This window comes from Nocardia rhamnosiphila NBRC 108938, assembly GCF_000720425.1.
GTDB lineage: Bacteria > Actinomycetota > Actinomycetes > Mycobacteriales > Mycobacteriaceae > Nocardia > Nocardia rhamnosiphila.
Genome location: NZ_JOAJ01000005.1, coordinates 325,068 through 350,781, shown reverse-complemented (window position 1 = coordinate 350,781; position 25,714 = coordinate 325,068). Strand labels below are relative to the sequence as shown.

The following is a 25,714-nucleotide window of genomic DNA, read 5'->3' as shown; positions in this document are numbered from 1 at the left end:
GAATAGAACCGGCGCCGGAACTACCGCGAGGCTCCGGGCGCGATCACCCGGGGTCGCTCACCGAGCGCCGAACTTCTTCCCCAGCGCACTCAAGGTCGCCGCGTCCAGACCCGATGCGCCCATCGGCGCCACCGCGGGAGCCTGTTCCGCCTCCGCGCCGGCGCCGGAGCGGGTCTCCTCACGCTCGAGCTGCCGTGCCAGATCGTGCACGGCCGGATGGCCGAAAACGGTCTGCACATCGAGCGCGTACCCCTGCTCGGCCAGATCGGTCACCATGCGCAGCGCCGCGATACTGTCGCCGCCGAGCGAGAAGAAGGTGTCCTCCCGGCCGATCTCATCTTCTTCGTCCAGGTCGAGCACCGTGCGGATCGCCGCGGCGATCACCCGCTCGGCGTCCGACTGCGGCGGACCGCCCAGACCGGAGGTCATGAATACGAATCCCGCGGTCGCCGCGGCGAACAAGGCGGGCGCGGCGTCGTCGACACCGATCGGGGTACCGGGATCCGCGGCCCAGGCGGCGGCCCGCTGCGCGAATCCGGCGGCGAAACCATCGATCTCCGGCCGACCGGCCAGCTGCGGCGGGAAGACGATATGCACCGCGGCGGAACCGTCGGCCGCCGGCACGATATCGAAGACGATGTCCACACCGTACGGACGCGCCACCTGCCGCCCGATCTCGCGGACGGACAACCCGTGCCCCTCCAGCGCGAGAGCGCCCTCGGCACGGATCTGCACCTGCGCCTGGAACACACCGCCCTCGGCCGGCACCGCGTGCCCGCGCAGCAGATGGGTCAGTCGTTCGATCCGCGGGCCGGGGTATTCGTTCGCCGCCGCGACGGCCGCGGCCGCCCGGTCGATCGAATCCCGCGCGGTGCCGCTCGCGGCATCCAGGCGTATCGCCAGATAGTTGGTGAAATTCCCGATTACCTGCGCCGATTCCGCGGTGCGCGCCGGGTCGGCGAGTCCGACGACGATATCGTCGCCGAGGCCGGCGCCGCGCAGGGCGGCGGCCGCCAGCGCGAGCAGCGGTGCGCTCGGCGCCCCGGGAACAGTCAGCGCCGCGACGGTCTCCGCGGGCAGTTCCACCGTGCGATGCGCGAGACCGCCGCCCGCGCCCACGGTGATGACAGGCGTCCGCTCGGGAGCGCCGGAAAGCCGCTCGGTCCAATAGGCAAGTGCCGGATCGTCCGTCGCGGTCGCGGCGAGATGACGCAGCTGGGCGGCGGCGAAATCGCGATACTGCCCCTCGACCTCCACGTTTTCACCGGTACAGCGGGCGAACAGGCCGGCGACGATCAGGTCCAGAGCGCGGTTGTCCGCCGCGACCGGATGCGCGGCGACAGTGAGGACATCGCGTCTTGCGAGCCGGTACAGCCGCATCCGCAGCGGGATCCGCCGTACCGGGTCGAAGCGGTGCCCGGCGTCGCCGGCGAGGGCCGCGACCAGCGCGGCCTCCTCGGTCGTGCCCGGCACGATCTCCAGCACCGATTCCGGCACGGGCAACGGTTTCTGATACGGCAGGCGCCGGTCGTCGGGGAAGACACTGCGCAGGATCTCGTGCTCGGCGAGCAGGGCCGCCGCCGCCCGCTCGAGCGCGACGGGATCCAGCGCCCCGGTGATCTCGACCGCGACGAACAGATTCGGCACCGGCGACCCGCCTCGGCCGGCCGGACCGTGCAGCCGCTCCGGTAGCAGCGCCGCCTGTTGGGACAGCGACAGCGGCACCGCGCGCCCCACTCCGGCCCGCTCGGACCCCGGGCGTACCCCGGCGGTTTCCTGCGTAACCGTCTGCTGCACAAGCGAATCTGGCATTGCGATCCTCGAGCTCACCGATCGAAACCCCGAGGGGCACGAACAGCGGTGTCGGCGCCCCGCCGAGGTAAGTTAGCCTATCCTAAACGATGCCGGAAGCGTTGTGGAGACTTCACGCCATAATCCGGAACACACCAGGGTCAGAAGCCGCCGGAGGTCGTATCGCCGAGCGCAACCGCCTCCGACACCGGGACATCCGGCGCGTCGACGAAGGCCGCCAGCAGCTGCCGGAGCTGCCGCGACAGCGATTCCACCCCGTCCGCGCCGGACAGCGCCGCGGCGGTCCGCACGGTCACCCGCAGATCCCCCGCGACCGTGGAAGCGAACGCGAAGACCAGCCGATGCGCGTGTGCCGCGCCGGTGTCCAGTATCCGGCCTTCCACCTCGTCGCCCAGCCAGACCCGGTCCGGCCACGACTGCTCACCGAATTCGACCACGGCACGGCACAGGTCGTACGGAGACCGGTCCGGATGGACGGCGGCGGCGATCCCGTCGACCACCATGTCCTGACGGCCGTAGATCCCGAGCGCGGTCGCCCGGGCCCGGTCGAGCACTGTGCGCAGGGTCGGGTCACCCGACAGATCGTGGCGCAGCACCACCATCGCGGACAGCGGCCCGACCACTTCGGCCACCGTGCTGTCGGCCCGCCCCGACAACGGCGCGCCCAGCGCGATGTCCACTCCCGCGCCGTGGCCGTACAGCAGGGCCGCCACCACCGCCTGATAGAGCATGTACTCCGAGGCCCCCACCGTTTCGGCGTGGGCCCGCAACCGGCGGCGCAGGCCCGCGGTCACCTCGAACTCCGCCGACCGGACCAGTTCCGGCACGCCCGGAGTCGCCACCGCGGGCAATCCGGCGAGCGCGGCGCGCCACTGCTCCAGCTGCGGCCCCGCCGATTCGGCGACCGCCAGTTGCCACAGGGTGTAGTCGGCGTAGTCGATGGCCGGGCCCGACCATCGCGGCGCCGCCCCGGCGCCCACCCGGCTGCGATAGGCCGTGGCCAGATCGGCGAGCACGATACGCAGCGACCGGTCGTCGGCCACCAGCCGATCGGCGGTGAGCACGAGTACGTGCCGGTCCGCGCCGAGCACGAAGAGTCGCGGCCGCACCAGCGGACCGGTCGCCCGATCGAATACCACCGGCGCGGCGAGGACATCGGCCAAATCGCTCTCGGGGAGGTCGGCGGCCGGTAGCTCGGGCGGCAGTTCCGGCAGCACCACCTGGTACCCCGTCGCGCCGCCACCCACGATCACCGTGCGCAGGATCTCGTACCGCGCGTACACATCACCGAATGCCGCGGTCAGCGCGGCGCGATCCAGTGGACCGGCCAGGCGCACCGCCGCCCGGACCACGCCGGGCCCGGCGGCCGCGCGCTGGTTGTAGGACAGCGGGATCCGCTCGGGCCGGGGCCCGCGGTCCAGTTCGGGACGACCGGTTCCGCGCACCGGGCCGGCGTCCACGAGTGCCGCCAGACCGGCCACGGTCGGCTCGTCGAACAACGCCCGGACGTCGACCACGACACCGAATTCCCGTTGCACCGACAGCACCAGGCGATTCGCGAGCAGCGAATGCCCACCCAGTTCGAAGAACGAATCGTGCGCGCCCACCCCCGCACACCCGAAGAGCTCCTCGAACAGGGCGGCGAGCCGGGCCTCGGTGGGCGTGCCCGGCGGCCGGGCCGCCGCGGTCCCGAGCCGCCGCGGCGTCGGCAAGGCCCGTTTGTCGAGCTTGCCGTGTTCGGTCAGTGGGATCTCGTCGATCACCGCCCAGGCGGTGGGGAGCATGTAGCCGGGTAGTGAGCGCGCCGCGTACGCCCGGATCTCGGCCGCGTCCAGCTCACCCGCGGCAGGGACCAGGTAGGCCGCCAGCGCGGTGCCGGTCGCCGGGTCCTGGTAGGCCACCACGGCGCAGGCACCGACACCGGGATGCGCGGAGAGAGCCGCCTGCACCTCGCCCGATTCGATCCGGTAGCCCCGCATTTTGACCTGTTCGTCGGCGCGGCCGACGAATTCGAGCTCCCCCGCGCTGTTGCGCCGCGCCAGATCACCGGTCCGATACAGCCGCTGCCCGGGCAGGAAGGGATCGGCCACGAACCGCTCGGCGGTCAGCCCGCAGCGGTGCAGATAGCCGCGGGCCAACTGCCCACCGCCGAGATAGATCTCCCCGATCACCCCGTCGGGAACCAGCTGCAGCCGGTGGTCCAGCAGGTAGACGTAGACATTGCGGTTGGGTACACCGACCGGCACGATCCGGGTGCCCTGTGGCCCCCGCACCGTGAGATGGGTGGCCGAGACCACGCCCTCGGTCGGCCCGTAGTGGTTGCGCAGTTCGGCGTCGAAGACGCCGGCGAACCGGTCGGCCACCTCCCCGAGCAGCGCCTCACCGCCGACCGGGACCCGGCGCAGCGCCCGCCATTCGGTCGCCTCGGGCAGCATCAGGAAGGTGCTCAGCAACGACGGCACCATGTGCAGGACGGTCACCCCGTGCCGGGTGATCAGGTCCGATAGGTAGGGGATATCGCGCAGCGCGTCGGGTTCGGGCACCACCATGCAGGCGCCGAGCGACAACGTCACGAAGATATCGAGCAGGGAGGCGTCGAAACTCACCGACGAGGTCTGCAGCAGCCGGTCGGCCGCGGTCATATCCCATTCGGCGGCGAACCCGATCAGATGGTCGGCGATCGCGGCGTGCGAGACCTCGACGCCCTTCGGATTTCCGGTCGAACCCGAGGTGTAGATGACATAGGCCAGGTTGCCGGGCCGTAACGGCCGTACGCGTTCGGCGTCGCCGAGGTCGTGCCCCGCCAGTTCCCCGGCGTCCGCCTCCGCGGCCGCCAACTCCGCCCGGCCGAGCACCAGCCGCGGCCGGGCGTCGGCATCCAGGAAGTCGATGCGCTTGTCCGGGTAGGACGGGTCGATGGGGAGATAGGCGGCGCCCGCCTTCAGCACCGCCAGCACCGCCACCACGAATTCGGTGGAGTTGGCGATACGCAGGGCGACCAGGTCCTCGGGCCCGATCCCCCGCGCGGCGAACCAGCGTGCCAGGCGGTTCGCGCGGATGTTCAGCTCGGCATAGGTCAGTTCGAGATCGGGTGCGCCGTCCGTGCCGGGCGCCACCACCGCGGTGGCGGTGCCGGCGCGAGCGGCCCGGTCCTCGAACAGCGATACGAGGGTCGTGGCACCGGCCGGGACCAGTTCGCCGTGTGAGCGCGCCAGCAACCGGGCCCGGTCCCCCGCGCCGAAGAGGTCGACCTCGCCCAGCCGGACCCGCGGATCCTCCGTCACGCTGCCTAGCAACTGGATGTAGTGCGCGAGCATCTGTTCGGCCAGTCGCCCGTCCAGCTGGGCGAGCCGGTGATCGGCTTCCACTCGCGGCTGCCGCGGATCGAGCACCACCGTCACCCGCAGCGGAACCGGCACGACCGGCGAGCCGAAGGTTTCCAGTGTGGTGGTGACACCGTCGAGGTCGGGGAGCGCGACCGGCGGGCGTACCCCGAAACCGACCCGGGCCATCTGCTGCAAGCCGTCTCGTGCGCCGGTGCGGTCGGGGTTGAGCGCGTGGACCACCCGATCGATGCCGATATGCCGGTGCTCGTGGCCCGCCGCCACCGTGCCGGCGATCCGGCCCAGGAACTCGGCGAAGGTATCCGCCGGTCGCGGCACGGCCCGGACGAGCACGGTGTTGCCGAAGTATCCGATCGTTCCGGTTTCGCGCGGACCGCGCAGATCGGCAGGGACGGCGACCAGGAAATCGCCGGTGGCCGTATAGCGATGGATCAGTACGGCGAACGCGCCGAGTAGCACCGCGTGATCGTCCACGTCGTGCGCGGCCGCGGTCGCCCGTATCCGGCCGAGCAGATCAGGGGGTAGCGGAACCGCGGTGTGCCCCACGGTATCCGGACCCGTCGACCGCGCGGCGGGTTTGCCCGGCAGTTCCAGCGGTTCGGGCAGCGGGTGCAGCGTCCGGCGCCAGTACTGCATACCGCCGCCGTCCACGTCCGGTTCGGCCGGCCGCTCCCCGGGCCCGGCCGGCGGCGCGGTGCCGTTGTACTCCGCGGTCAACTCGGCGGCGAAAACCGACGCCGATACGTCGTCCCAGGCGATGGTGTGCGCCACCAGCAGCAGCAGATGATCCTGTACGCCCCGGCGGATCAGCATTATCCGCAGCGGCGCCTCACCGGCCAGGTCGAAGGGCCGGGCCAGCGCGCGCCGCGTCAGCACCTCGACCCGGCGGCGGGCGGCTTCCTCGGCCAGTGCGGTCAGATCGTGTTCGTGCCACTGGAAGGGCAGATCCGCGCGCACCACCCGGTAGGGCTCACCGTCGGCGCCCAGCCCATAGGTGGTGCGCAGCACCTCCTGGCGTTCGACGATCGACTCCACCGCCGCGCAGAGTCGTTCGGTATCGAGGGCGCCGCGCATCCGGTACCCCACCGGAACGTTCAGCGTGCTGTCGTCGGGATCGCGGGTCTGCAGGTACCAGGCGCGGCGCTGCCCGGCCGACAACGGACGCCGCGGCGCCAGCGGTCCCGATGGAACGGTCTCGACGTGACGGGCCTCGTGATTCGCGTCGTTGGCGATGATCGACATGATTCCCTTCGGCCCGTGAACTGGTTCGTTTCCGTGCGGCCGGCGCGGGCGCACCGGCTGGACCGGGTCATTCCGGCGTGTCGGTCAGATACCCACCGCGCCGGAAGAATTCGGCGCCACTGTGTTCGGTTCCGTCGGCGGTACTGACCCGGGTGATCAGCAGGCCGTGGTTGTCACCGCGATGGGCTTCGGGTCCACACACCACGACGCCGCCGTTCTCCTGCACGATGACCCGGCCCGGGGTGCCGCCGTAGCGGGCGGCGGACACCTCGGCCGCCAGTACCTCGATCCGCTCGCCCCGGTAGTGGCTGAACGCCCGCGGGTACGGCGCCGACAGGGCCCGCACGAATCGCTCGAGGTCCACCGCGGACCAGGCCCAATCGAGACGACTGTCGCGGTCGGACCGCTTGTGGAAGTAGGTGCGCGCGGCTTTGTCCTGCGGCCGCCACTGCGCGGTGCCGGAGGCGAGCGCTTCCAGCGCCTCGTGCACCGCGCCGGGAATGAGTTCCATACCGGCCAGCACCAATTCGGTACCCGTGGCGCGCGGTCCGATGGGCAGCGAATGCTGGACGAGGATATCGCCGGTGTCGAGTTGCTCGTCCATCCGGTGCACCGTCAGACCGAATTCGGAGGCGCCGCTGATCAGCGCCCACAGCACCGGGGAGAAACCGGTGAATTTCGGCAGCAGCGAATCGTGCAGATTGAGGGTGCCGTGGGTGGGCATGGTGTACAGCTCCGGCGGCATCCAGGTGTACCAGCTGTTCACCACGATGACGTCCGGTTCGGCGCGTTTGACCAGGTCGATGGTCTCGGCATCGGCCCGTTCGGTCAGCTGGACGGGGATACCGTGTTCGCGGGCGAGCTCTTCCACCGAATCCGACCAGATCCCCTTGTAGGAGTCTTCACTGGCGGGGTGGGTGACCGCGAGCACGACCTCGTGCTCCGAGTCGATCAGCGCCTGCAGAGTCTTTCGCCCCCAGGTCTGGAACCCGAACGAGACGATACGCATGAACCAACCTCATCCTCATATAGCCGATAAAAGTAAGGCTAGCCTAGCCTAGTTTCAGATACCCGCCGGGTGGGTACCGGGCCGCACGCCCGACACCCCGGACGCGGACACCGTCGCGGGTGAGTTCGCCAGAATCCGGTCCGAAAGCTCGCCCAGGCAGCTGAGATTCGGAAAGCCCGGCCCCTGCGCCAGACCGGCCATATTCGGCAGGTACAACTTCGCGGGCAATCCGTCCACCGACAGATCGTGATCGATCACCGCCTCGATCCTGGCCTGCGTGAGCGGCCCCCCGACGGCCAGTTCGAGCAGATCGGCGGCTTCCTCGTCGAAAAGGTCCAGGAACCACAGCGGCTGCCCACCCGTCGCGTCCACGACCAGGTCGAAGGCGTGCAGTTGGTCGGGACGGGACTCGTTGCGCAGAGTCAGCGCGACGCCGTCGCCCTGATCGGCCACCCGCACCACCCGGCCCTGCAGGTGGTGCACCCGGTTGTCCGCGAGCAGCGACTCCTGCACCCGCACCGAGAACACCCCGCGGTCGGTGCGCCGCACCACATCCCGGCGTTCGGCGATACTCAGGGCCCGCCATTTCGCGGGATCGCTGAACAGGGAGTTCTCGAAATAGCTCTCGCCACGTGTGTAGATGGTCGCCCCGGGCGAGATCACCGAGACGGTCAGCACATCGTGGCGGACCAGTTCGTCCATGGCCGATCCGGCGGTCTCGCCGCCGCCGATCACCGCGGCCCGCGAGGACACCGGCAGCTGCCGCCGCCCGGCGAGATCCCAGAAATCGGCGATACTCAGCACTTTCGGGTGCTGCGCGAGGGCACGCCGGCTGTCGCCCGGTCCGGTGATCATCAGCCGGTCGGCGGCGGTTTCCACCGCGGCGCCCTCGGCATCGGCCACCGTGACCCGCCAACCCGCCCCGTCGGCGCGAATGGTCCGCACCCGGCCGCGCAGGATATCGACGCCGGATCGGCGCGCCACCCACTGCAGGTATTTCGCCCACAGATTGTGTTCCGGGCTCGGCCGGCCGCGGTCGACCCATTCGGCGTAGGTGCCGCGCTCGACCAGGAAAGCCGTCCATCCGAACGCCATCATGGCCTCGTTGACCGCGTGGTTGTGACCACGCGCCCAGGTCGAGTGGTAGGGGAAACCGATATCCTTCTCCGGGCTCGTCCCCAACCGATGCCTGCCGTCGGTCCAGCCACCCGCGGCCAGCCAGTTCCCGCCCACCGCATGCGGTTCCACGACGGTGACCCGCGGCGCGGGCAATCCCAGCTCCCGCAACACATACGCTTTGGCAGCTACCGCCATGGCTTTCGGACCCGCACCGACGACCAGAAGTCTGTCCACTGGTTCTCCCAACTTTCCCGACAACCCCATGGCGTCGCGCCTCATACGGCGTGGTGGCGATCGCACACAGGCGCGATCCGATCCACCCGACTTCGCATAGGCTTACCTTACATGGATACGCTCGCGAAACGGCCGCCTAAGTCAGGGAATTCGTGAAACCACAGGTCCGGGCGCTGCTCTCCACTCGGCACCCCTACTACCGGTACCGGTTTCCGCCGAATCAGACCACTGCGGCCGGGCCGGAACGGGGTCGGAGCATTTCGCGCGGAGGGCGCGGCGGCGGTGGATATCGACACGACTGCGCCACGAACCGGCAAGCAATAACAACGGTCAGACCCGTAGGCCGAGGACCGGAACCGACCGGCTCGGCAAAAACCCCTGCCGCAAACCGCCTCGGCAAGAGAACTCGGCCGCGAACCGGCCCGGCGGAACATCTTCGGCCGCACCCCGGCCCGGCGCTTCGCTCACCGTGACTACCCGTCCGATCCGGCACCGGCCGGACCGGGTCACGACTCGATGATCAACCGGCCTTCCGGGGTCCACCACCCGCGGTGCGATGTCCGGAACAGCCGGGCCCCGGGCTCGAAGGGATCGGCCACGAAGGATTCCCGGTCGTGGCCGGCGGCCAGTTCGGCGGCGAGCGCGCGACCGCCCACATGGATATCGCCCACCACGCCGGGCGGCACCAACCGACCCTCGTCGAGGGGCAGCACCTTCGCCCCCGGCACCGGCCGGGTCCAGCCGGTGGGCGCGAGCGGCCCCCGGGAGACCGCCCCGAGGTAGGCGACCGAATGGAACGCGACGGTGGCCACGGCCTCCGGCGACAGGCAGCGCACCGCTTCGGCCGGTGCCGAGCCACCGTAGGTGCCGACGAGATCCCAGCGGGCCACGGTCGGCAACCGGTCGACGCCCTCGGCCATCAGCAGCACCGGCAGTTCGGCGTCCGCGACGACCTGGGTGACCCCGTGGGTTTCGATCAGCCCGGCCAGCAGCGCCGGGTCCCGGCGCTGGGTCTCGGTCGGCACCACCACCGACGCCCCGGCCGACCACGCCGCCAGCAGGTCCACCGCGTTCTGCGGATCGCCCCAGGGCAGCGCCAGCAGTCGCACGTCCGCGGGCCGGGCCGCCGGATCGAACCGGCGCAGCCGGCGGTCGGCGGCCACGCAGCGGCGATCGGCGACGGCCACCGCGAGGGCGTCGGCCCCCAGCAGCAGGCCGGCCCGGCCGAAGCGGCCGACGCCGACCCGGGAGGCGGTGATGAATTCGGCCAGCAGCGCCGCGACACCGCTGGCGGTGGGCGCCGCGGAGGAGCGGTGCACGCCGCGGAACCGGTCGAGACCGTCGAAGAGATCGCCGTAGGTGAGCTGCTCGTCCGCGCAGCGCGCCGCCGATCGGCCCGAGGGGACCATATGGCCGTGCCGGATCACGGTGACCAGCGCGGAGACGTCATAGGGCTCGACGCCGGTGGCCCACTCCCCGAGAATTCGCTCGCGCTCGACGCCCGTCGGGCCGGCCACTGCCAGCGGTTCGACACTCCTGATATCGTCGACGACGGTCATCAGTCACCTCCTGCTACGGGCAGCGAAGGCGGCGACCACGAACGGTCCGGTCACCTGGCCTCCTGTACTGCTCGGTACGGCCTCGGCCGAACCACTGTCACGCATTAGCTTAGGGTTACCTTACAGTGCGAGAGCGCGATTCTCCAGACCGCGCATTCGCATAATAGGGATAAGAATTGCTTAGGCTAAGCTAACACACTGTTCCGGGCCGGTTACCGGGGACACGCCTACGGCCCGGCCGCCGCGCCCCGGCACCCGAACCGCTTATCCGACAGTCTGTTCCAGCCGCCAGCCCCCGGCCCTGGATCGTTCGTTCCAGAAGTCGGCGTAGCGGCCGCCGAGTTCCAGCAGTTCGGCATGGGTACCGCGTTCGACGATCCGGCCACCGTCCAGGAAGAGGATCTGATCGGCGTGCGCGATCGTGGCCAGCCGGTGCGCGACCACGATCACCGTCTTACCTCTCGTGAGCTCGTGGATCCCGCGCACCACCGAGGCCTCGCTGTGCGGGTCCAGCGCGCTGGTCGCCTCGTCCAGCAGGACGATCGGCGCGTCCTTCAGGAGGGCCCGCGCGATAGAAACCCGTTGCCGCTCACCACCGGACAGCCGGGCGCCGCCCTCTCCGACCGAGGAGTCGTAGCCGTCGGGTAGTCGCCGGACGATCTCGTCCACCCGCGCCGCCTCGGCGGCCCGCCGTACCTCCTCGTCGGTGGCGTCGAGCCGGCCGATCCGGATGTTCTCGGCCACCGACCGGTCGAACAGGTAGACGTTCTGGAACACCAGCGACAACTGATTCAGCAAAGTCTCCGACGGCTGGTCACGCACATCGTGCCCGCCCACACGGACCCGGCCGGAATCCGCGTCGTAGAAGCGCGCGGCCAAGCGCAGCAGCGTGGTCTTTCCCGCCCCGCTCGGGCCGACCACCGCCGTGGTGGTGCCGGGCGCGACGCCGAACGTCAATCCGGACAGCACCGGTTCACCGGGGCGGTAGGAGAAGCCGACCTCGTCGAACTCCACGCCCGGCGCACCGGGCGTGACCGGCTCCGTCGCTTCCGGCAGGGTCGGCTCGTTCAATAGTTCGGTGAGCCGGTCGACCGCGGCCGCCGCCCCCCGCAGTCCATTGCCCAGCTGGGCGGCCAGGTTGAGCGGTTCGATGAACCGCGCGCTCACCGCGATGAGCGCGATCGCCGCCGGCACCGAGAGGGACCCGCCGGTCACCCGGTTCACCACGAGGTACGCGAGCACCAGGAACACCGCCTGCACGCACAGCGAGAAGACCATCAGCCCGGGGACCGAAGCGAACAGCACCCGCGTCGAGGCCGATTTCTGGGCGGCCAGCGCGGAATCGAGTGCGCGGTTACCCGCGCCGACCGCGCCCAGCGAGCGCAGCACCGGCTGGGCCTGCGCGAACTCCACCACCCGGGCATCGGCCTCGGCCGCGGCGGTGTGCGCACGGGCATCCGCGGCCGCGTACGACCGCGCCGCGAGGTTGTTCACCACCAGCAGGACCGGAGCCGACAACAGCATGGCCAGCGAAATCCGCCAGTCCACGAACAGCATCCCCACCGCGACCCCCAGCGGCACCACGACGCTGTTCAGCACTTTGGCCATCAGATAGGCGAGGGCCTGCTGGATCTCGCGCACGTTCTCGACCGTCAGCCGCGACAGCGACCCGGCGCCGTGGGTTTCGAACCATCCCAGCGGGAGCGCGTTGAGATGATCACCGATCCGGGTCTGCAGCCCGCGCTGCATCCCCACCGCGATCCGCAACCCGAAAATGGTTTGCAGATAGCCGAATACGGCCACCGCGCCGACCGCGACCAGCATCAGCAGCGCCCAGAACCAGGCGCGCGGCAGATCATCGCCGAACAGCGCTTCGAGCACGGGCACCAGCAGCAGATAGGCCAGTGCCTGGCACAGTGCCTGGGCGAGGATCGCCGCGAAGAGTTTCGGGGTGAGCGGGGAGAACTCCGCGGGGACCAGCGCGAGCAACTTCTTGATCATCGGATCTCCACGCTCTCCGCCGTCGCGACCGCGCCCACCGCGGCCTCGTTGATCTCCCACAACCGCTGATAGGTGCCGCCCGCGGACCGCAACCGCGCGTGCTCGCCCTGCTCCACCAGAACACCGTTGTCCAGCACGAGGATCCGGTCGACGCCGGTGATGGTGTGCAAGCGGTGCGCGATCACCAGAACGGTGCGCCCGGCCACCAGCCGGGCCAGCGCGTCCTGGACCGCCGCCTCCGATTCCGGATCGGCGAAGGCCGTGGCCTCGTCCAGGACGAGCACCGGAGTGTCGGCCAGCAGCGCCCGTGCGATCGAGAGACGTTGCGCCTCACCGCCGGAAAGACTGGCGTCCACACCGATCTCGGAGTCGTAGCCGCGGGGCAGCGCCGTGATGCGGTCGTGGATCTGGGCCGCGCGGGCGGCCTGCTCCAGTGTGGCGTCGTCCGCGTCGGGCCGGGCCAGCAGCAGATTCTCCCGGACGGAGCCGCGGATGAGCCGGACATCCTGGAACACGAATCCGATCGTGCGGTACAGCTCGTCGCTATCGAAATCGCGGATATCGCGCCCGCCGATGGTGATCCGGCCGGCGTCGACGTCGTAGAACCGGGGCAGCAATTTCGCCAGGGTCGACTTCCCCGAACCGCTGGGCCCCACCAGCGCGGTGAGCGTGCCGGGACGCAGCTCCAGGTCGATATCACGCAGCACCCGGTGATCGTCGCGGTAGCCGAAGGACACACCCTCGAACCGGACGAGTCCGGGTTCGGCGGCGCCGGTCTCCCCCGCCGGCTCCGGCGCCCCCTTCTGCAGTTCAGGGGTCTGCTGCAGGTCGTACAACCGCACCGCGGCCGCGCCGGCCGCCCGCAGCGCCTCTCCGCCGTAACCCAGTCCCAGCAGCGAACTCCCCAGCCCGAGCCCGACGAGCAGGAAAGGCAGCAGGTCCAGCGGCTGCGCCCGGTCCAGTCCGACCGCCGCCAGCCCGGCGACCACGATCACCAGCATCACGAAGACGGGAGCCACCGTGATGTCGGAAACGGCCTGCAATCGAATCATCGGCGTCTTCCACCGGGTGAACGCCGCGGTCTGCCCGTCGACCGCGGCCTGGAACTCGTGATGGGCCTTACCGGCCTGGCCGAAGGCCCGCACCACCTGGATACCGTCCACGAACTCGATGGTGGCCGCCTGCACCCGGCGCTCCCAGCGGCTGTACACCGCGAGCCGGTCCCGGCTGGTCCGATCCATCATCCGGCTCAGCGAGATCCCATAGGCGAGCAGCGGGATCAGCAGCACCAGGGTGAGCCGCCAGTCCACCGTGAACAGGTAGATCAGGGTCACCACCGGGACCACCACGCCGCCGACGAAATCCAGCCGGGCGTGGGCCACCAGGTAGTGCAGCGCCTCGACATCGTCCTGCAGATACTTCTTGACGTCCCCCGAGGTGCGGTCGCCGAACCAGCCCAGCGGTACCCGGGTGAGCTTGTCGGCGAGCGAGCGCCGTACCGCGAGCTGGAAACCACCGTCCACGTGATGGGACCAGCTCAGCGCGACCGCCTGCAGCAGACCGCGGACGACCAGCACGAGCACCGCCGACCACAGCAGCGTCCAGACCCGATCGGTGTCGACCCGGGCCGCCAGTAATTCCCGGCAGGCTTCCACTATCAGCACGAACGGCACGACATTGGCGACCGAGGCCACCGCGACGATCAGACTCGCCACCGTGAGTGCCCCGTTGACCGGCGCCAGGATCTCCTTGCGCGCCTGCGCCTCCCGTTGTTTCTGCGCCTTCTGCTGTGCCCGCGGGGGCCGATTCCCCGTGTCCGCCGCCGTCAGCGGCGCGGCCTCCACCGTCATGTCCTCGCCCTCCGGCCGTTGTGCTGAATCGCGACCATCTTCACACAGCAAAGACCAAAAAGGTAGGTAAGGCTAACTTGATGGACACCCGAATCCGGCGCACTCGGGAAGCACTGAGCCCAGCGAAAACTTAGGTTAAGCTAACCTCCATGGGAAGAGGCAGTAATGGCGTAATGCTGAAGGTGTGGCGGGCCGACGACTACCGGCTGACCGTCACCTCCACGGAGCGGCTCACCGACAAGTACGTCCGCATCGGCTTCACCGCCGGCGGTCTACTGGCGGATCACCCGGTGCACCCCACGCAGTTCATCCGGCTGTGGATCCCCGACGCCGAAAGCGACAAATTGCACCACCGCGGTTACACCCTCATCGACCAGGACCCCGACAACGACCATTTCCACATCGAGTTCGCCGTACACAGCGGACCGGCCAGCCAGTGGGCCGAACGCGCGCAGGTCGGCGATGTCATCGAGACCTCGGTACTGGGTTCCAGGTTCGAACTGCCCGCGACCGCACCCGGCGAGTACGTGATCTTCGGCGATTCCGCTTCCCTACCGGCGATCAACACGCTGCTCGAATCGATCGGCGACATCCCGGCCCGCGTCTGGCTTGAATGGCAGTACGAATCGGACACCGGCCTGCCGGTCCGCAACAAACCGCACCACGAAGTCACCTGGGTCCAGCGCATCGACGACGGCCGCGCCATGCGCGAGCAGGCCGAACAGCTCACCGTCGCCCCGGATGCCTTCGCCTGGGTCGCCTGCGACACCGCGAGCACCCGCGCCATCGTGAAGAGCCTGCGGGCCACCCATGGGCTGCCGAAAACGCAGATCAAAGCCCAGGGCTACTGGAAGTAACCGCCGTCACCGGCCGCGGGCGGCCCGGCCGGCGCCCGCCCCGCGCGGACTATGCTGCGACCGGTGAGAAGAAGGCAGCAGCCGCCCCTGCCGAAGCGGTTCGGGCTGGACCCGGCCCGGTTGCGGCTGCCCGAAGAAGGCGACTGGGCGACCGTACGCGACCATCTGGTCCATCGGCTGCCCCGCGTCGATCCCGCGCGCATCGACGAAATGCTGCATGCCGGCGAGATCGTCGATCTGGCGGGGCCGCTCACCCCCGACGCGCCCTACGCGCCCGGGGGCGCGGTCTGGTTCCATCGCGATCTGCCCGACGAGAAACCGGTGCCCTTCGATCTGCCGATCGTCTACCGCGACGACACCATCCTGGTCGCCGACAAACCGCATTTCCTGGCCACTATTCCGCGCGGCAGTCATATCCTGCAGACCGCCCTGGTCCGGCTGCGCCGTGAACTCGACCTGCCCGATCTGATCCCCGCGCATCGTCTCGACCGCGCCACCGCCGGTCTGGTGTTGTTCGTCGTCGACCCGGCCCGCCGCGGCGCCTACCAGACGCTGTTCCAGCGGCAGCGGGTCCGCAAGGAGTACGAGGCCGTGGCCGGATACCGCAGCGGACTGGTCTTCCCGCTGTCCCTGGAAAGCCGCATCATCAAGGAGAAGCACGTTCTGGCCGCACAGGAGGTGGCCGGAGCGCCCAACGCGCGGACCCGGATCGAGTTCATCGAACGGCGCGGCGATATCGCCCGCTACCGGCTGTTCCCCGCGACCGGACGCACCCACCAGTTGCGCCTGCACATGAACTCACTGGGCATTCCCATCCTGGGCGACGATTTCTATCCGGTGATCACCGATAAATCCGTCGACGATTTCACTCGCCCGCTCCAGCTGCTGGCCGCCACCCTCGAATTCACCGACCCGGTGACCGGCGAGAACAGACGCTTCGACAGTCACCGCAGCCTGCAGGCCTGGACCGATCCGCAGGGCTGGGCCGGAGGCACAGAGGCCGCTCCCGGCCCCTGAGCCTCCGGGGCGTACCGGATGCCGATCACTCCGAACCAACCCCACCGCGGGATCACGGCCATTCGGCTCCCCGATCAGCCGGGCCGGCGCCGAATGCCGGCCGGGAAGACGTCCGACTACGAGGCGGGCAACGCCGCACGGCCGTCCACGACCGGCATCGCCCCCCGATCCTGCGACCCCGACTTCCCACCGCGCCGTGTCCGTGCCCGCACCGCGGGCGCTCGGCCCGTCCGTACACTGGGCCGAATGCTCCACCCGGTTACCGAGGAAACAGCTGCTCCGCGCCCCCGAGTCCACGCCTACGCCGATGTGGCGGTCGTCGTGGTGGTGCTCACCTGCACCAATCTGGTCGCCCATTTCACCACCGCGTGGGCGAACATCGTGAGCGTGCCGATCGCCGCCCTGGTGCTGCTGGGTCTCATGCGCCGGCGCGGCCTGCACTGGGCGGAGCTGGGCCTGTCACCCCGGCACTGGCGGACCGGGACCAAATACGCGCTCGGCGCGGTCGGGGTGGTACTGGCAGCGGTGGTCATCGGAGCCGCGCTCCCGCTGACCCGCCCGTTCTTCCTGGCCGATCGCTACGCCACCATCTCCGGCGCGCTCATCGCCTCGATGATCGTGATCCCGCTGCAGACGGTGATCCCCGAAGAGCTCGCCTTCCGCGGGGTCCTGCACGGCACCCTCGATCGGGCGTGGGGCGCCCGGGGCGTCTTCGCCGCCGGATCACTGCTCTTCGGGCTCTGGCATATCGCCTCGTCCCTCGGGCTCACCGCGGGTAACCGGGGCCTGTCCGAATTGATCGGCGGCGGGCCCGCCGGCCGGATCGCCGGGGTGCTGATCGCCGTCGCCGCGACCGCGGCCGCCGCAGTCGTGTTCACCTGGCTACGGCATCGCAGCGGCAGCCTGCTGGCACCCATCGCCCTGCACTGGGCGGTCAATGGGGCCGGCGCCCTGACCGCCGCGCTCCTCTGGCATACGACCCTGGTGTGAGCCCGCCGGCCGCCGGATCAGCAGTGTTCGCAGATACCGGTGGCCGGGAGCTGGATGAAACAGCTGGAGCACACCACCGTGCGGGCTCCGGTTTCCGGTTTGTGCGCGGTTGTGGCGGTCCGGGTGGTGGCGACCGTCCGCCGGGCGTTACCACCGCGCGGGATCAGCGGCGGGGTGCCGCCGTCCGCGGGCACATCGGCACCGTGGGCCGCGTAGCAGGCCCAGCGCGCGTACGCGGCGTGGGTTTCGATATCGGCCGGCACCGGTAGCGCCGCCAGCTCCAGCACGTACTTGTAACTGTCGCTGACCTTCAGATTGCGTTTCACACACAGGGCCGTGAGCGGCGGCTCGCCCGCATTGTGGCAGCGCCGGGCGACTTTGCGCAGGATCGCGTCCATCCAGGTGCGGGTCGGGGCATCGGTGTGCACCCCTGACATCTCCTGCACCCGCTCGGCGAGTTCCTGCACGGTGACGAAGTATCCGTACTCCGTCGCCGTCTCGGCCAGCACCTCGTGCGCGGCCATCGCCCAAGCCACCGCGGCATCGCGGAAAGCAACCGCTGTACCGTCGTCGAGCCGCCAGGCCCCCGAAATCGTTGTCGCAGCGTCCCTCATAGCTCGTACACCGTAGCGCCGTGGACCCGGGGTACGTCAACCGCCCTCCCCTATATCACATTTCGGGTGTCGGAACACACATGGTGAACAGCGCTCACCTCGGCGGCAAGGACGTCTCCGGAACGACCACGCCCCGCTCCAGATACAGGCTCACCCCGCGTACCCGGGCCGCGAGGGCACCCTGTAGCCGACGGCTCAGCCGCGCCACGACACGCTCGTCCAGCCCGTCCACGCGGACCCATTCCCAGCTGTCCAGCTCCGCTGCCTGCAGGACGATGTCTCGATCGTCGAGCCCGCCGCCGTCGAACACATAGAGAACCTTGTCCCCCTCCCCGGGGTTCGGCGCCCAATCGTGCACCAGTAACCGGCCGGGCGCCCGGTCGATCCCGAGTTCCTCGGCGACCTCCCGCCGGCAGGCCTGCGCCGGAGACTCGCCCGGCTCCAGATAACCGCCCGGGATATCCCAGCCGATGCCGTACGTCTTGTGCACCAGCAGTACCTCGTCGCTCCCGGCGCCGGCGCGCACGAACAGCGCACCGGCCGCCAGCCGGGCCCGCGTCCCCGCGTCCGTCCCGTCGGATGTCGCCACTGCGCTATCGGACCACAGAAACCTGTCCGCGCCGCGCCCGAGCCCAGGAGCGCTGACCGGCGAGCGTCACCACGGGATCGAGCATCTCGCGATCGAAGGCGGCCGGCCGGTCCCCCGCCGCGATCACCCGCGGCCAATCCGGGTTCGCGAGCGCGCCGCGCCCGAGCGCCACCAGATCCGCGTGCCCTTCCTCGAGTACCGTCCGCGCGAGTTCGGGACCGTGCATACCGCCGTTGGCGATCACGGGCAGCCCCGTGACCGACCGGGCCAGCCGGGTAACAGTCTCTCCGGAGTCCAGGACGGCGGTGTCGTACCAGTCCCGGCCCTCGCTCGCGAGATGCAGATAGTCGACTCCCGCCGTACCGACCGCGCGGAAGATCGTCTCGGCCTCCCCGGCCCCGGACCACCGATAGCCGAAATCGTTGACCTTGGTCTGGGAGAGCCGCAGCCCCACCGCGAATTCCGGCCCCACCACCGCCCGTACCGCCCGCACCACTTCCACCGCGAACCGCACCCGGCCCGCCGGATCGCCGCCGTACTCGTCGTCCCGCCGATTGGTGTAGGCAGTGAGGAACTGGTCGATGAGATACCCGTTCGCGCCGTGGATCTCCACCGCGTCGAACCCCGCCGCCCGCGCCCGCTCCGCCGCCGCGCCGAACCCGCCCACGATCCGGCGGATATCCGCGCGGGTCGCCGCCTCGGGCAACGCGAACGGACCTTCGCCGCCGTACGCCGCCATCTTGGCCCCCAATGGCTGCACCGCCGACGGCGCGATACTCCGGTCGCCGTGATGATTGCCCTGCACGAGCGCACCGGCGTGCATCAACTGCAAGGCGATCAACCCACCCGCCGCGTGCACCGCGTCGGTGACCGTCCGCCACGCTTCGATCTGGCGCTCGGTCACGATCCCGGGCTGGTCCGGGTAGGCCTGGCTGAACTCGGCGTCGATATAGGTCCCCTCCGTGGTGATCAGCCCGAACCCACCCGCGGCGAACTCCGCGTAGTACTCCGCCATGGCGTCCGTGGCCACGCCGTCGCCCGCGGTACTCACCCGCGACATGGGCGCCACGACCGCCCGATTACGCAACCGCAGCGCGCCGAGCCGCACCTCGGACAGAACAGGATGGATGGTCACAGAAACTCCTCGCACTCGCCGGAAACCGCTTCGGGAACAGATTCCGCGCTACCCACCCTTCGTACAAGTACGGTCTTTTCTGTGCGGTAGGCACATTCCGTATACCCATGGAGGTCACATGCACGAGGACGTACCGGATTACTGCACGGTCGAAGCCGCGATGGACGTGGTCGGCGGCAAATGGAAGATGGCGATCGTCAACCATCTCTTCGACGGCACCCTGCGCTTCGGCGAACTCCGCCGCGCCATGCCCACCATCACCCAGCGCATGCTCACCCGCCAACTCCGCGAACTCGAAGCCGACGGGTTGGTCCGCCGCACGGTCTACGCCGAAGTACCGCCGAAGGTCGAATACCACCTCACCGAACTCGGCGCGAGCCTGCGGCCGGTGGCGGAGTTGCTCGAATCATGGGGCGAGCGTTACCGGCGCGGAATCGTCACCGACGTCTCTACGAGATGAGATCGCGGGCTCGCGATATAAACCGGTCGGCCACCGTAGTATTTCCGTAGCAACCCTGTAGCGTGCGAGCTAGGATGGCCATATGACTTCGGCAGCAGAGTTCTCCGAGATTCCGCAACGTGAACTACGCAACGAGGTCAGCCGCGTGCTCCGGGAGGTCGGAGCCGGCCAGTCGTACACCATCACGGTTGACGGGTCTCCGGTGGCCGACCTCGTTCCGCACCGCCGCACCAGGCGCCGAGTCTGGGTACCTCGCGCGGAAGTCCTCGCGGCCTTCAGTGACCTGTCGTCGGCCGACGCCGCCCACGCCGATTTCGAACGGCTCGTCGACGACTCGCTGTACGACCCTTACGACCGCGCCCATCGGCGTGGCTCCTTCAGCGAGGACACCAGCGAATGACGGCGTCACATCGGGGTCTGGTCGATACCAACGTCCTAATTCTGATAGACCGTTTGAATCCCGAAGAACTGCCCGACGATATCGCGGTCAGCACGGTCACTATGGCCGAACTGGCCGCAGGACCGCATTTCACCGACAATCCGGTCGAACGTGCTGAACGCATCGAACGGCTTCAAAACGCAGAAGCGCAGTTCGACCCACTTCCCTTCGACACTACGGCCGCCCGCCGCTACGGCCATCTCATAGCCGCAGTCATGGGTTCCGGCCGCAACCCCAAGCCACGTCGAATCGACCTGATGATCGCCGCTATCGCATCGGCACATCGAATACCGCTCTACACAGTGAACCCGAAAGATTTCCGAGCTCTCGACGGTTTGCTGACCGTGGTCCCGGTCGCCCATCCCGATGGCCGGTGAGAGCGCCGTAGGCGACCGGCTCCACCAACTGACCGGGCACCGGTAGGCACGCCCCGGTACCCCGCAAGATGCACGAAGGCCCGCCTCCCGAACGGGAAGCGGGCCTTACGTTTACGATCTTCTCAGCCGAAGAGCGACCTTACTTGGCCTTCTCCAGGACCTCGACCAGCCGCCACCGCTTGGTGGCCGACGTGGGCCGGGTCTCCATCAGCTGCACGCGATCGCCGACACCGGCGGTCTCGTTCTCGTCATGCGCCTTCACCTTGGAGGTGGTGCGAATGATCTTGCCGTAGAGCTTGTGCCGATGACGGTCTTCCAGCTCGACGACGATCGTCTTCTGCATCTTGTCGGAAACAACGTAGCCGGTCCGCACCTTGCGGGTACTGCGCTGCTCCTCCACCTTGTCACTCATGCCGCATCTCCCTTGTCCGCGGGGGCAGTGGCCAAACCGAGCTCGCGCTCACGCATGACCGTGTAGATGCGCGCGATCTCGTGACGCACCACACGCAGCCGGCGATTGTTGGTCAGCTGACCGGTCGCCATCTGGAAGCGCAGGTTGAACAGCTCTTCCTTCGATTCACGCAGGCGGGAGACGAGCTCCTCCTCGGTCAGCTCGCGGAGCTCTGCGGCAGGGGTACCGGTTGCCATCAGAACTGCTCCTCCCTCGTCACGATCCTGCACTTCATCGGGAGCTTGTGCATCGCGCGGCGCAGCGCCTCACGAGCGATCTCCTCGTTCGGGTAACTCATCTCGAACATCACGCGGCCGGGCTTGACGTTCGCGATCCACCACTCCGGCGAACCCTTACCGGAACCCATACGGGTTTCGGCCGGCTTCTTGGTGAGCGGGCGATCCGGGTAGATGTTGATCCAGATCTTGCCGCCACGCTTGATGTGGCGGGTCATCGCGATACGCGCCGACTCGATCTGCCGGTTGGTCACGTACGCCGGCTCCAGCGCCTGGATGCCGAAGTCACCGAACGACACCGAGGTGCCGCCCTTGGCGAGACCGCTGCGGCTCGGGTGATGCTGCTTGCGGAACTTGACCTTGCGGGGCATCAGCATTGGTCAGCCCTCCTGCTTTTCTGCCGGGGGCTCGGCCACCGCGGTAGCGGCGCGCCCGGCCTCGGTGCTGGTCGCGGTGGTGCCGGAGGAACCGGAACGACGCGGGCGGTTCGGACGCTCCCGGCGCGGGCGATCCCCGGCCGGCGCGCTCGGGGCGGCCAGCTCACGCTTGCCGCCGACGATATCGCCCTTGTAGATCCAGACCTTGACACCGATACGACCGAAGGTGGTCTTGGCCTCGTAGAGGCCGTAATCGATATCGGCACGCAGGGTGTGCAGCGGGACGCGGCCTTCGCGGTAGAACTCCGAGCGCGACATCTCGGCGCCACCGAGGCGGCCCGAGCACTGCACACGGATGCCCTTGACGTTCGGCGAACGCATGGCCGACTGGATGGCCTTGCGCATCGCGCGACGGAACGCCACACGGTTGGACAGCTGCTCGGCCACACCCTGGGCGACCAGCTGCGCATCCGATTCGGGGTTCTTGACCTCGAGGATGTTCAGCTGGACCTGCTTGCCGGTGAGCTTCTCCAGCTCGGCGCGGATGCGGTCGGCCTCGGCGCCGCGGCGGCCGATGACGATACCCGGACGCGCGGTGTGGATATCGACGCGGACCCGGTCACGGGTGCGCTCGATCTCCACCTTGGAGATGCCGGCCCGTTCCATGCCGGTGCCCAGCAGCTTCCGGATGGCGACGTCTTCCTTGACGTAGTCCGAGTACTGCTTGTCGGCGTACCAACGGGACTTCCAGTCGGTGGTGATTCCGAGGCGGAAGCCGTGGGGGTTGATCTTCTGTCCCATTTACTTTGCCCCTCCCTTCCGGCGGCCACGAGTGCCACCGGCGGTGGGGACGCTCTCGACCTCGATGGTGATGTGGCTGGTGCGCTTGCGGATCCGGAACGCGCGGCCCTGGGCGCGCGGCTGGAAACGCTTCATGGTCGCGCCCTCGTCGACATACGCCGTCGAGATGACCAGGGTGTCGGGGTTGAGGCCGAGGTTGTTCTCGGCGTTCGCCGCGGCACTGGCCACGACCTTGGCGACCGGCTCGCTGGCGGCCTGCGGGGCGAACCGGAGCAGGTCGAGCGCGTCGGAGACACGCTTGCCGCGAACGAGGTCCACGACCCGGCGGGCCTTCATCGGGGTCACGCGCACGTGCTTGGCGGTCGCGCGCGCAGTCGGATTCTGAGTTTCTGTGCTCATCGCCGCTTGCTCTTCCGATCTTCCTTGACGTGGCTGCGGAACGTCCTCGTCGGCGCGAACTCACCGAGCTTGTGCCCGACCATGTTCTCCGAGACGAACACCGGCACGTGCTTGCGGCCGTCGTGGACGGCGAAGGTGTGACCGATGAAATCGGGGGTGATGGTCGAACGACGCGACCAGGTCTTGATGACCTGCTTGGTGCCCTTGTCGTTCTGCACGTCCACCTTCGCCTGGAGGTGGTCGTCGACGAACGGGCCCTTCTTGAGGCTGCGTGGCATTTCTTACCTCCTCCTTAGCGCTTCTTGCCGGTGCGACGGCGACGGACGATGAGCTTGTCGCTCGGACGGTTCGGCTTACGGGTACGGCCTTCCGGCTGGCCCCAGGGCGAGACCGGGTGGCGACCACCGGAGGTCTTGCCCTCACCACCACCGTGCGGGTGGTCGACCGGGTTCATGACCACACCACGGACCGTGGGGCGGCGACCCTTCCAGCGCATACGACCGGCCTTGCCCCAGTTGATGTTCGACTGTTCGGCATTGCCGACCTCGCCGACGGTGGCGCGGCAGCGCACGTCGACGCGGCGGATCTCACCGGAGGGCATACGCAGCGTGGCGTAGGGGCCTTCCTTACCCAGCAGCTGGATGCTGGCACCGGCCGAGCGGGCCATCTTGGCGCCGCCGCCGGGACGCAGCTCCACCGCGTGGATGGTGGTACCGGTCGGGATATTGCGCAGCGGCAGGTTGTTGCCGGGCTTGATATCCGCGGTCGGACCGGACTCGATCTTCGTGCCCTGCGCGATGCCCTTGGGCGCGATGATGTAACGCTTCTCGCCGTCCAGGTAGTGCAGCAGCGCGATATTGGCGGTGCGGTTGGGGTCGTACTCGATATGAGCGACCTTGGCCGGCACGCCGTCCTTGTCCAGCCGGCGGAAGTCGATCAGCCGGTAGGCACGCTTGTGACCGCCACCGCGATGCCGGGTGGTGATCCGGCCGTGACCGTTACGGCCACCGCTCTTGGTCAGCGGGCGGACGAGCGACTTCTCGGGGGTCGACCGGGTGATCTCGGCGAAGTCCGAGACGGACGACCCGCGGCGGCCCGGGGTAGTCGGCTTGTACTTACGGATTGCCATGAGTTCTTCTCTGCTTTCTGGACTCCCCGCCGCCTACGCGACCGGGCCTCCGAAGATCTCGATGGGCTTGCTGTCGGCCGAGATGGTCACGAGCGCGCGCTTGGTGTCCTTGCGCTTGCCGTAACCGAAGCGGGTCCGCTTGCGCTTGCCCTGACGGTTGGCGGTGTTGACGCTGGTGACCTTCACCCCGAAGACCTTCTCGACCGCGATCTTGATCTGGGTCTTGTTGGAGTCCGGGTGCACGATGAAGGTGTAGGTGCCTTCCTCGATCAGCCCGTAGGACTTCTCCGAGATGACCGGCGCCAGCAGGATGTCGCGCGGATCGGCGATGGTGCTCACTTGCTCTCCTCCTGTGCAGCCTCGGCCGGGCCGTGCACGAAGGCGTTGAGCGCCTCGACGCTGAACACGACTTCGTCGCTGTCCAGTACGTCGTAGGTGTTCAGCTGGTCCGGTGCGATGGTGTGCACGTATTCCAGGTTGCGGGCACTCTTCCAGGCGTTGACGTCCTCGCGGCCGACGACCAGGAGGAACTTCTTGCGATCCGAGATCTCGGACAGGAAGGTCTTCGCGGTCTTGGTCGAGGGGTCCTGGCCGGCGACGAGCTCGCTGATCACGTGGATCCGCTCGTTGCGCGCCCGATCCGACAGCGCGCCACGCAGGGCGGCCTGGATCATCTTCTTGGGAGTGCGCTGGCTGTAGTCGCGCGGCTTGGGGCCGTGCACGGTGCCACCACCGGCGAACTGCGGCGCGCGGGTCGAACCCTGGCGGGCGCGGCCGGTGCCCTTCTGGCGGTACGGCTTCTTACCACCGCCGCGGACCTCGCCGCGGGTCTTGGTGGAATGCGTGCCCTGGCGGGCGGCGGCCTGCTGGGCCACGACCACCTGGTGCATCAGCGCGATGTTCGCGGTGACATCGAAGATCTCGGCGGGGAGATCGACGGTGCCGTTGGTCTTGCCACCGAGTTCCTTGACCGGCAGCGTCAGGTTGGCCTTCTTCTCGAGGCTGGTCATGCGTGCGCACCACCCTTCACGGCGCTCTTGACGATCACGACGCCGCCCTTGCGACCCGGGATCGCACCCTTGATCAGCAGCAGGCCGTTCTCGGCGTCCACCTTGTGAACCGACAGGTTCTGCGTGGTGACGCGGTCGTTACCCATGCGGCCCGACATGCGCATGCCCTTGAACACGCGGCCGGGGGTGGCGCAGCCACCGATGGAACCCGGGCGACGGTGCACGGCCTGCGCACCGTGGGAGGCGCCCTGGCCACGGAAGCCGTGGCGCTTCATGGTGCCGGCGAAACCCTTGCCCTTGCTGGTGCCGGTGACGTCGACGTAGGTGCCCTCTTCGAAAGCGGCGGCCGAGATCTCCTGGCCGACCTCGAAGGTGGAGGCATCCGCGATCCGGATCTCCGCGACATGGCGACGCGGGGTGACGCCGGCCTTGGCGAACTGGCCGGACTCCGGCTTGTTCACCTTGCGGGGGTCGATGGCACCGAAGGCGACCTGCACGGCGCTGTAGCCGTCGCGCTCGACGGTGCGGATCTGGGTGACCACGTTCGGTCCGGCCTTGACGACGGTGACCGGGACGACCCGGTTCTTGTCGTCGAACACCTGGGTCATGCCCAGTTTGGTGCCCAGGATGCCGGCCGCGGGCCTGCTCTTGTTGTCAGTCATG

26 protein-coding genes are annotated in these 25,714 nt (G+C 69.0%); 6 read left to right on the top strand and 20 right to left on the bottom strand.

Going from position 1 to position 25,714, the window contains the following annotated elements:
* Window positions 1-57: 57 nt before the first annotated feature.
* The 7 genes from IG75_RS0119315 to IG75_RS0119285 form a co-directional block, all read right to left on the bottom strand.
* Entirely contained in the window at window positions 58-1,812 is a 1,755-nt protein-coding gene (locus IG75_RS0119315) for a condensation domain-containing protein (protein WP_030522674.1), read from the bottom strand.
* Window positions 1,813-1,952: 140 nt separating this feature from the next.
* Complete coding sequence (locus tag IG75_RS0119310) at window positions 1,953-6,398, bottom strand: non-ribosomal peptide synthetase (protein WP_051714725.1); 4,446 nt, start codon at window positions 6,396-6,398, stop codon at window positions 1,953-1,955.
* A 67-nt stretch (window positions 6,399-6,465) separates the two neighbouring features.
* Complete coding sequence (locus IG75_RS0119305) at window positions 6,466-7,407, bottom strand: methionyl-tRNA formyltransferase (RefSeq protein WP_030522676.1); 942 nt, start codon at window positions 7,405-7,407, stop codon at window positions 6,466-6,468.
* Window positions 7,408-7,461: 54 nt separating this feature from the next.
* Window positions 7,462-8,760 carry a SidA/IucD/PvdA family monooxygenase gene (locus tag IG75_RS0119300; protein WP_030522677.1) on the bottom strand — a complete coding sequence of 433 codons (1,299 nt, stop codon included), beginning with the start codon at window positions 8,758-8,760 and terminating at the stop codon, window positions 7,462-7,464.
* 506 nt (window positions 8,761-9,266) lie between these two features.
* Window positions 9,267-10,319: an AMP-binding protein gene (locus IG75_RS0119295; protein ID WP_030522678.1), complete on the bottom strand. Its 1,053-nt coding sequence runs from the start codon at window positions 10,317-10,319 to the stop codon at window positions 9,267-9,269.
* A gap of 264 nt (window positions 10,320-10,583) precedes the next feature.
* Window positions 10,584-12,320 (bottom strand): ABC transporter ATP-binding protein, encoded by a 1,737-nt coding sequence (locus tag IG75_RS0119290; protein WP_030522679.1) that lies wholly within the window; start codon window positions 12,318-12,320, stop codon window positions 10,584-10,586.
* Window positions 12,317-14,170 carry an ABC transporter ATP-binding protein gene (locus IG75_RS0119285; protein WP_030522680.1) on the bottom strand — a complete coding sequence of 618 codons (1,854 nt, stop codon included), beginning with the start codon at window positions 14,168-14,170 and terminating at the stop codon, window positions 12,317-12,319. The genes IG75_RS0119290 and IG75_RS0119285 overlap by 4 nt, the downstream gene beginning before the upstream one ends.
* Before the next feature lie 149 nt (window positions 14,171-14,319).
* Here IG75_RS0119285 and IG75_RS0119280 point away from each other — a divergent pair, with 149 nt between their 5' ends.
* From IG75_RS0119280 to IG75_RS0119270, 3 genes are all read left to right on the top strand, one after another.
* On the top strand, window positions 14,320-15,027 hold the full coding sequence (locus IG75_RS0119280) for a siderophore-interacting protein (RefSeq protein WP_030522681.1): 708 nt from the start codon (window positions 14,320-14,322) through the stop codon (window positions 15,025-15,027).
* Between the two features lie 63 nt (window positions 15,028-15,090).
* Window positions 15,091-16,044: an RluA family pseudouridine synthase gene (locus IG75_RS0119275; RefSeq protein ID WP_030522682.1), complete on the top strand. Its 954-nt coding sequence runs from the start codon at window positions 15,091-15,093 to the stop codon at window positions 16,042-16,044.
* Window positions 16,045-16,290: 246 nt separating this feature from the next.
* Complete coding sequence (locus tag IG75_RS0119270) at window positions 16,291-17,034, top strand: CPBP family intramembrane glutamic endopeptidase (protein ID WP_030522683.1); 744 nt, start codon at window positions 16,291-16,293, stop codon at window positions 17,032-17,034.
* Window positions 17,035-17,051: 17 nt separating this feature from the next.
* Here IG75_RS0119270 and IG75_RS0119265 read toward each other — a convergent pair whose 3' ends face one another.
* The 3 genes from IG75_RS0119265 to IG75_RS0119255 all read right to left on the bottom strand — a co-directional run bounded on the left by IG75_RS0119265 (window position 17,052) and on the right by IG75_RS0119255 (window position 19,372).
* The gene (locus tag IG75_RS0119265; RefSeq protein ID WP_245713319.1) at window positions 17,052-17,648 is read right to left on the bottom strand and encodes a hypothetical protein; all 597 of its coding nucleotides are present in this window, start codon (window positions 17,646-17,648) and stop codon (window positions 17,052-17,054) included.
* Between the two features lie 94 nt (window positions 17,649-17,742).
* Entirely contained in the window at window positions 17,743-18,237 is a 495-nt protein-coding gene (locus tag IG75_RS0119260) for an NUDIX domain-containing protein (protein ID WP_051714723.1), read from the bottom strand.
* A gap of 4 nt (window positions 18,238-18,241) precedes the next feature.
* Window positions 18,242-19,372, bottom strand: coding sequence for an oxidoreductase (locus IG75_RS0119255; protein WP_036514506.1), 1,131 nt, complete (start codon window positions 19,370-19,372; stop codon window positions 18,242-18,244).
* Between the two features lie 118 nt (window positions 19,373-19,490).
* Here IG75_RS0119255 and IG75_RS0119250 point away from each other — a divergent pair, with 118 nt between their 5' ends.
* From IG75_RS0119250 to IG75_RS0119240, 3 genes are all read left to right on the top strand, one after another.
* Window positions 19,491-19,832 carry a winged helix-turn-helix transcriptional regulator gene (locus tag IG75_RS0119250; RefSeq protein ID WP_030522687.1) on the top strand — a complete coding sequence of 114 codons (342 nt, stop codon included), beginning with the start codon at window positions 19,491-19,493 and terminating at the stop codon, window positions 19,830-19,832.
* Between the two features lie 82 nt (window positions 19,833-19,914).
* Complete coding sequence (locus tag IG75_RS0119245; RefSeq protein ID WP_030525840.1) at window positions 19,915-20,232, top strand: type II toxin-antitoxin system Phd/YefM family antitoxin; 318 nt, start codon at window positions 19,915-19,917, stop codon at window positions 20,230-20,232.
* Window positions 20,229-20,648, top strand: a complete 420-nt coding sequence (locus IG75_RS0119240; RefSeq protein WP_030522689.1) for a type II toxin-antitoxin system VapC family toxin — start codon at window positions 20,229-20,231, stop codon at window positions 20,646-20,648. Before IG75_RS0119245 ends, IG75_RS0119240 begins: the two co-directional genes overlap by 4 nt.
* 139 nt (window positions 20,649-20,787) lie before the next feature.
* Here IG75_RS0119240 and rpsQ read toward each other — a convergent pair whose 3' ends face one another.
* Genes rpsQ through rplC form a run of 10 tightly spaced genes read right to left on the bottom strand, consistent with a single transcriptional unit; the run spans window position 20,788 to window position 25,713 of the window.
* Entirely contained in the window at window positions 20,788-21,060 is a 273-nt protein-coding gene (rpsQ, locus tag IG75_RS0119235) for a 30S ribosomal protein S17 (protein ID WP_030522690.1), read from the bottom strand.
* A complete protein-coding gene (rpmC, locus tag IG75_RS0119230) occupies window positions 21,057-21,296 on the bottom strand; it encodes a 50S ribosomal protein L29 (protein WP_030522691.1) in 240 nt (79 codons plus the stop codon). Before rpmC ends, rpsQ begins: the two co-directional genes overlap by 4 nt.
* Window positions 21,296-21,712 carry a 50S ribosomal protein L16 gene (gene rplP / locus IG75_RS0119225; RefSeq protein WP_030522692.1) on the bottom strand — a complete coding sequence of 139 codons (417 nt, stop codon included), beginning with the start codon at window positions 21,710-21,712 and terminating at the stop codon, window positions 21,296-21,298. Before rplP ends, rpmC begins: the two co-directional genes overlap by 1 nt.
* A gap of 3 nt (window positions 21,713-21,715) precedes the next feature.
* Window positions 21,716-22,513 (bottom strand): 30S ribosomal protein S3, encoded by a 798-nt coding sequence (rpsC, locus tag IG75_RS0119220; RefSeq protein WP_030522693.1) that lies wholly within the window; start codon window positions 22,511-22,513, stop codon window positions 21,716-21,718.
* Window positions 22,514-22,912, bottom strand: a complete 399-nt coding sequence (gene rplV, locus IG75_RS0119215; RefSeq protein WP_030522694.1) for a 50S ribosomal protein L22 — start codon at window positions 22,910-22,912, stop codon at window positions 22,514-22,516.
* The gene (gene rpsS / locus IG75_RS0119210; protein ID WP_030522695.1) at window positions 22,909-23,190 is read right to left on the bottom strand and encodes a 30S ribosomal protein S19; all 282 of its coding nucleotides are present in this window, start codon (window positions 23,188-23,190) and stop codon (window positions 22,909-22,911) included. The genes rplV and rpsS overlap by 4 nt, the downstream gene beginning before the upstream one ends.
* A gap of 14 nt (window positions 23,191-23,204) precedes the next feature.
* Entirely contained in the window at window positions 23,205-24,041 is an 837-nt protein-coding gene (gene rplB / locus IG75_RS0119205; protein ID WP_030522696.1) for a 50S ribosomal protein L2, read from the bottom strand.
* 33 nt (window positions 24,042-24,074) lie between these two features.
* Complete coding sequence (gene rplW / locus IG75_RS0119200; RefSeq protein WP_030522697.1) at window positions 24,075-24,380, bottom strand: 50S ribosomal protein L23; 306 nt, start codon at window positions 24,378-24,380, stop codon at window positions 24,075-24,077.
* Window positions 24,377-25,051 carry a 50S ribosomal protein L4 gene (gene rplD, locus IG75_RS0119195; protein ID WP_030522698.1) on the bottom strand — a complete coding sequence of 225 codons (675 nt, stop codon included), beginning with the start codon at window positions 25,049-25,051 and terminating at the stop codon, window positions 24,377-24,379. Before rplD ends, rplW begins: the two co-directional genes overlap by 4 nt.
* Window positions 25,048-25,713, bottom strand: coding sequence for a 50S ribosomal protein L3 (gene rplC, locus IG75_RS0119190; protein WP_030522699.1), 666 nt, complete (start codon window positions 25,711-25,713; stop codon window positions 25,048-25,050). Before rplC ends, rplD begins: the two co-directional genes overlap by 4 nt.
* Window position 25,714: the final 1 nt, after the last annotated feature.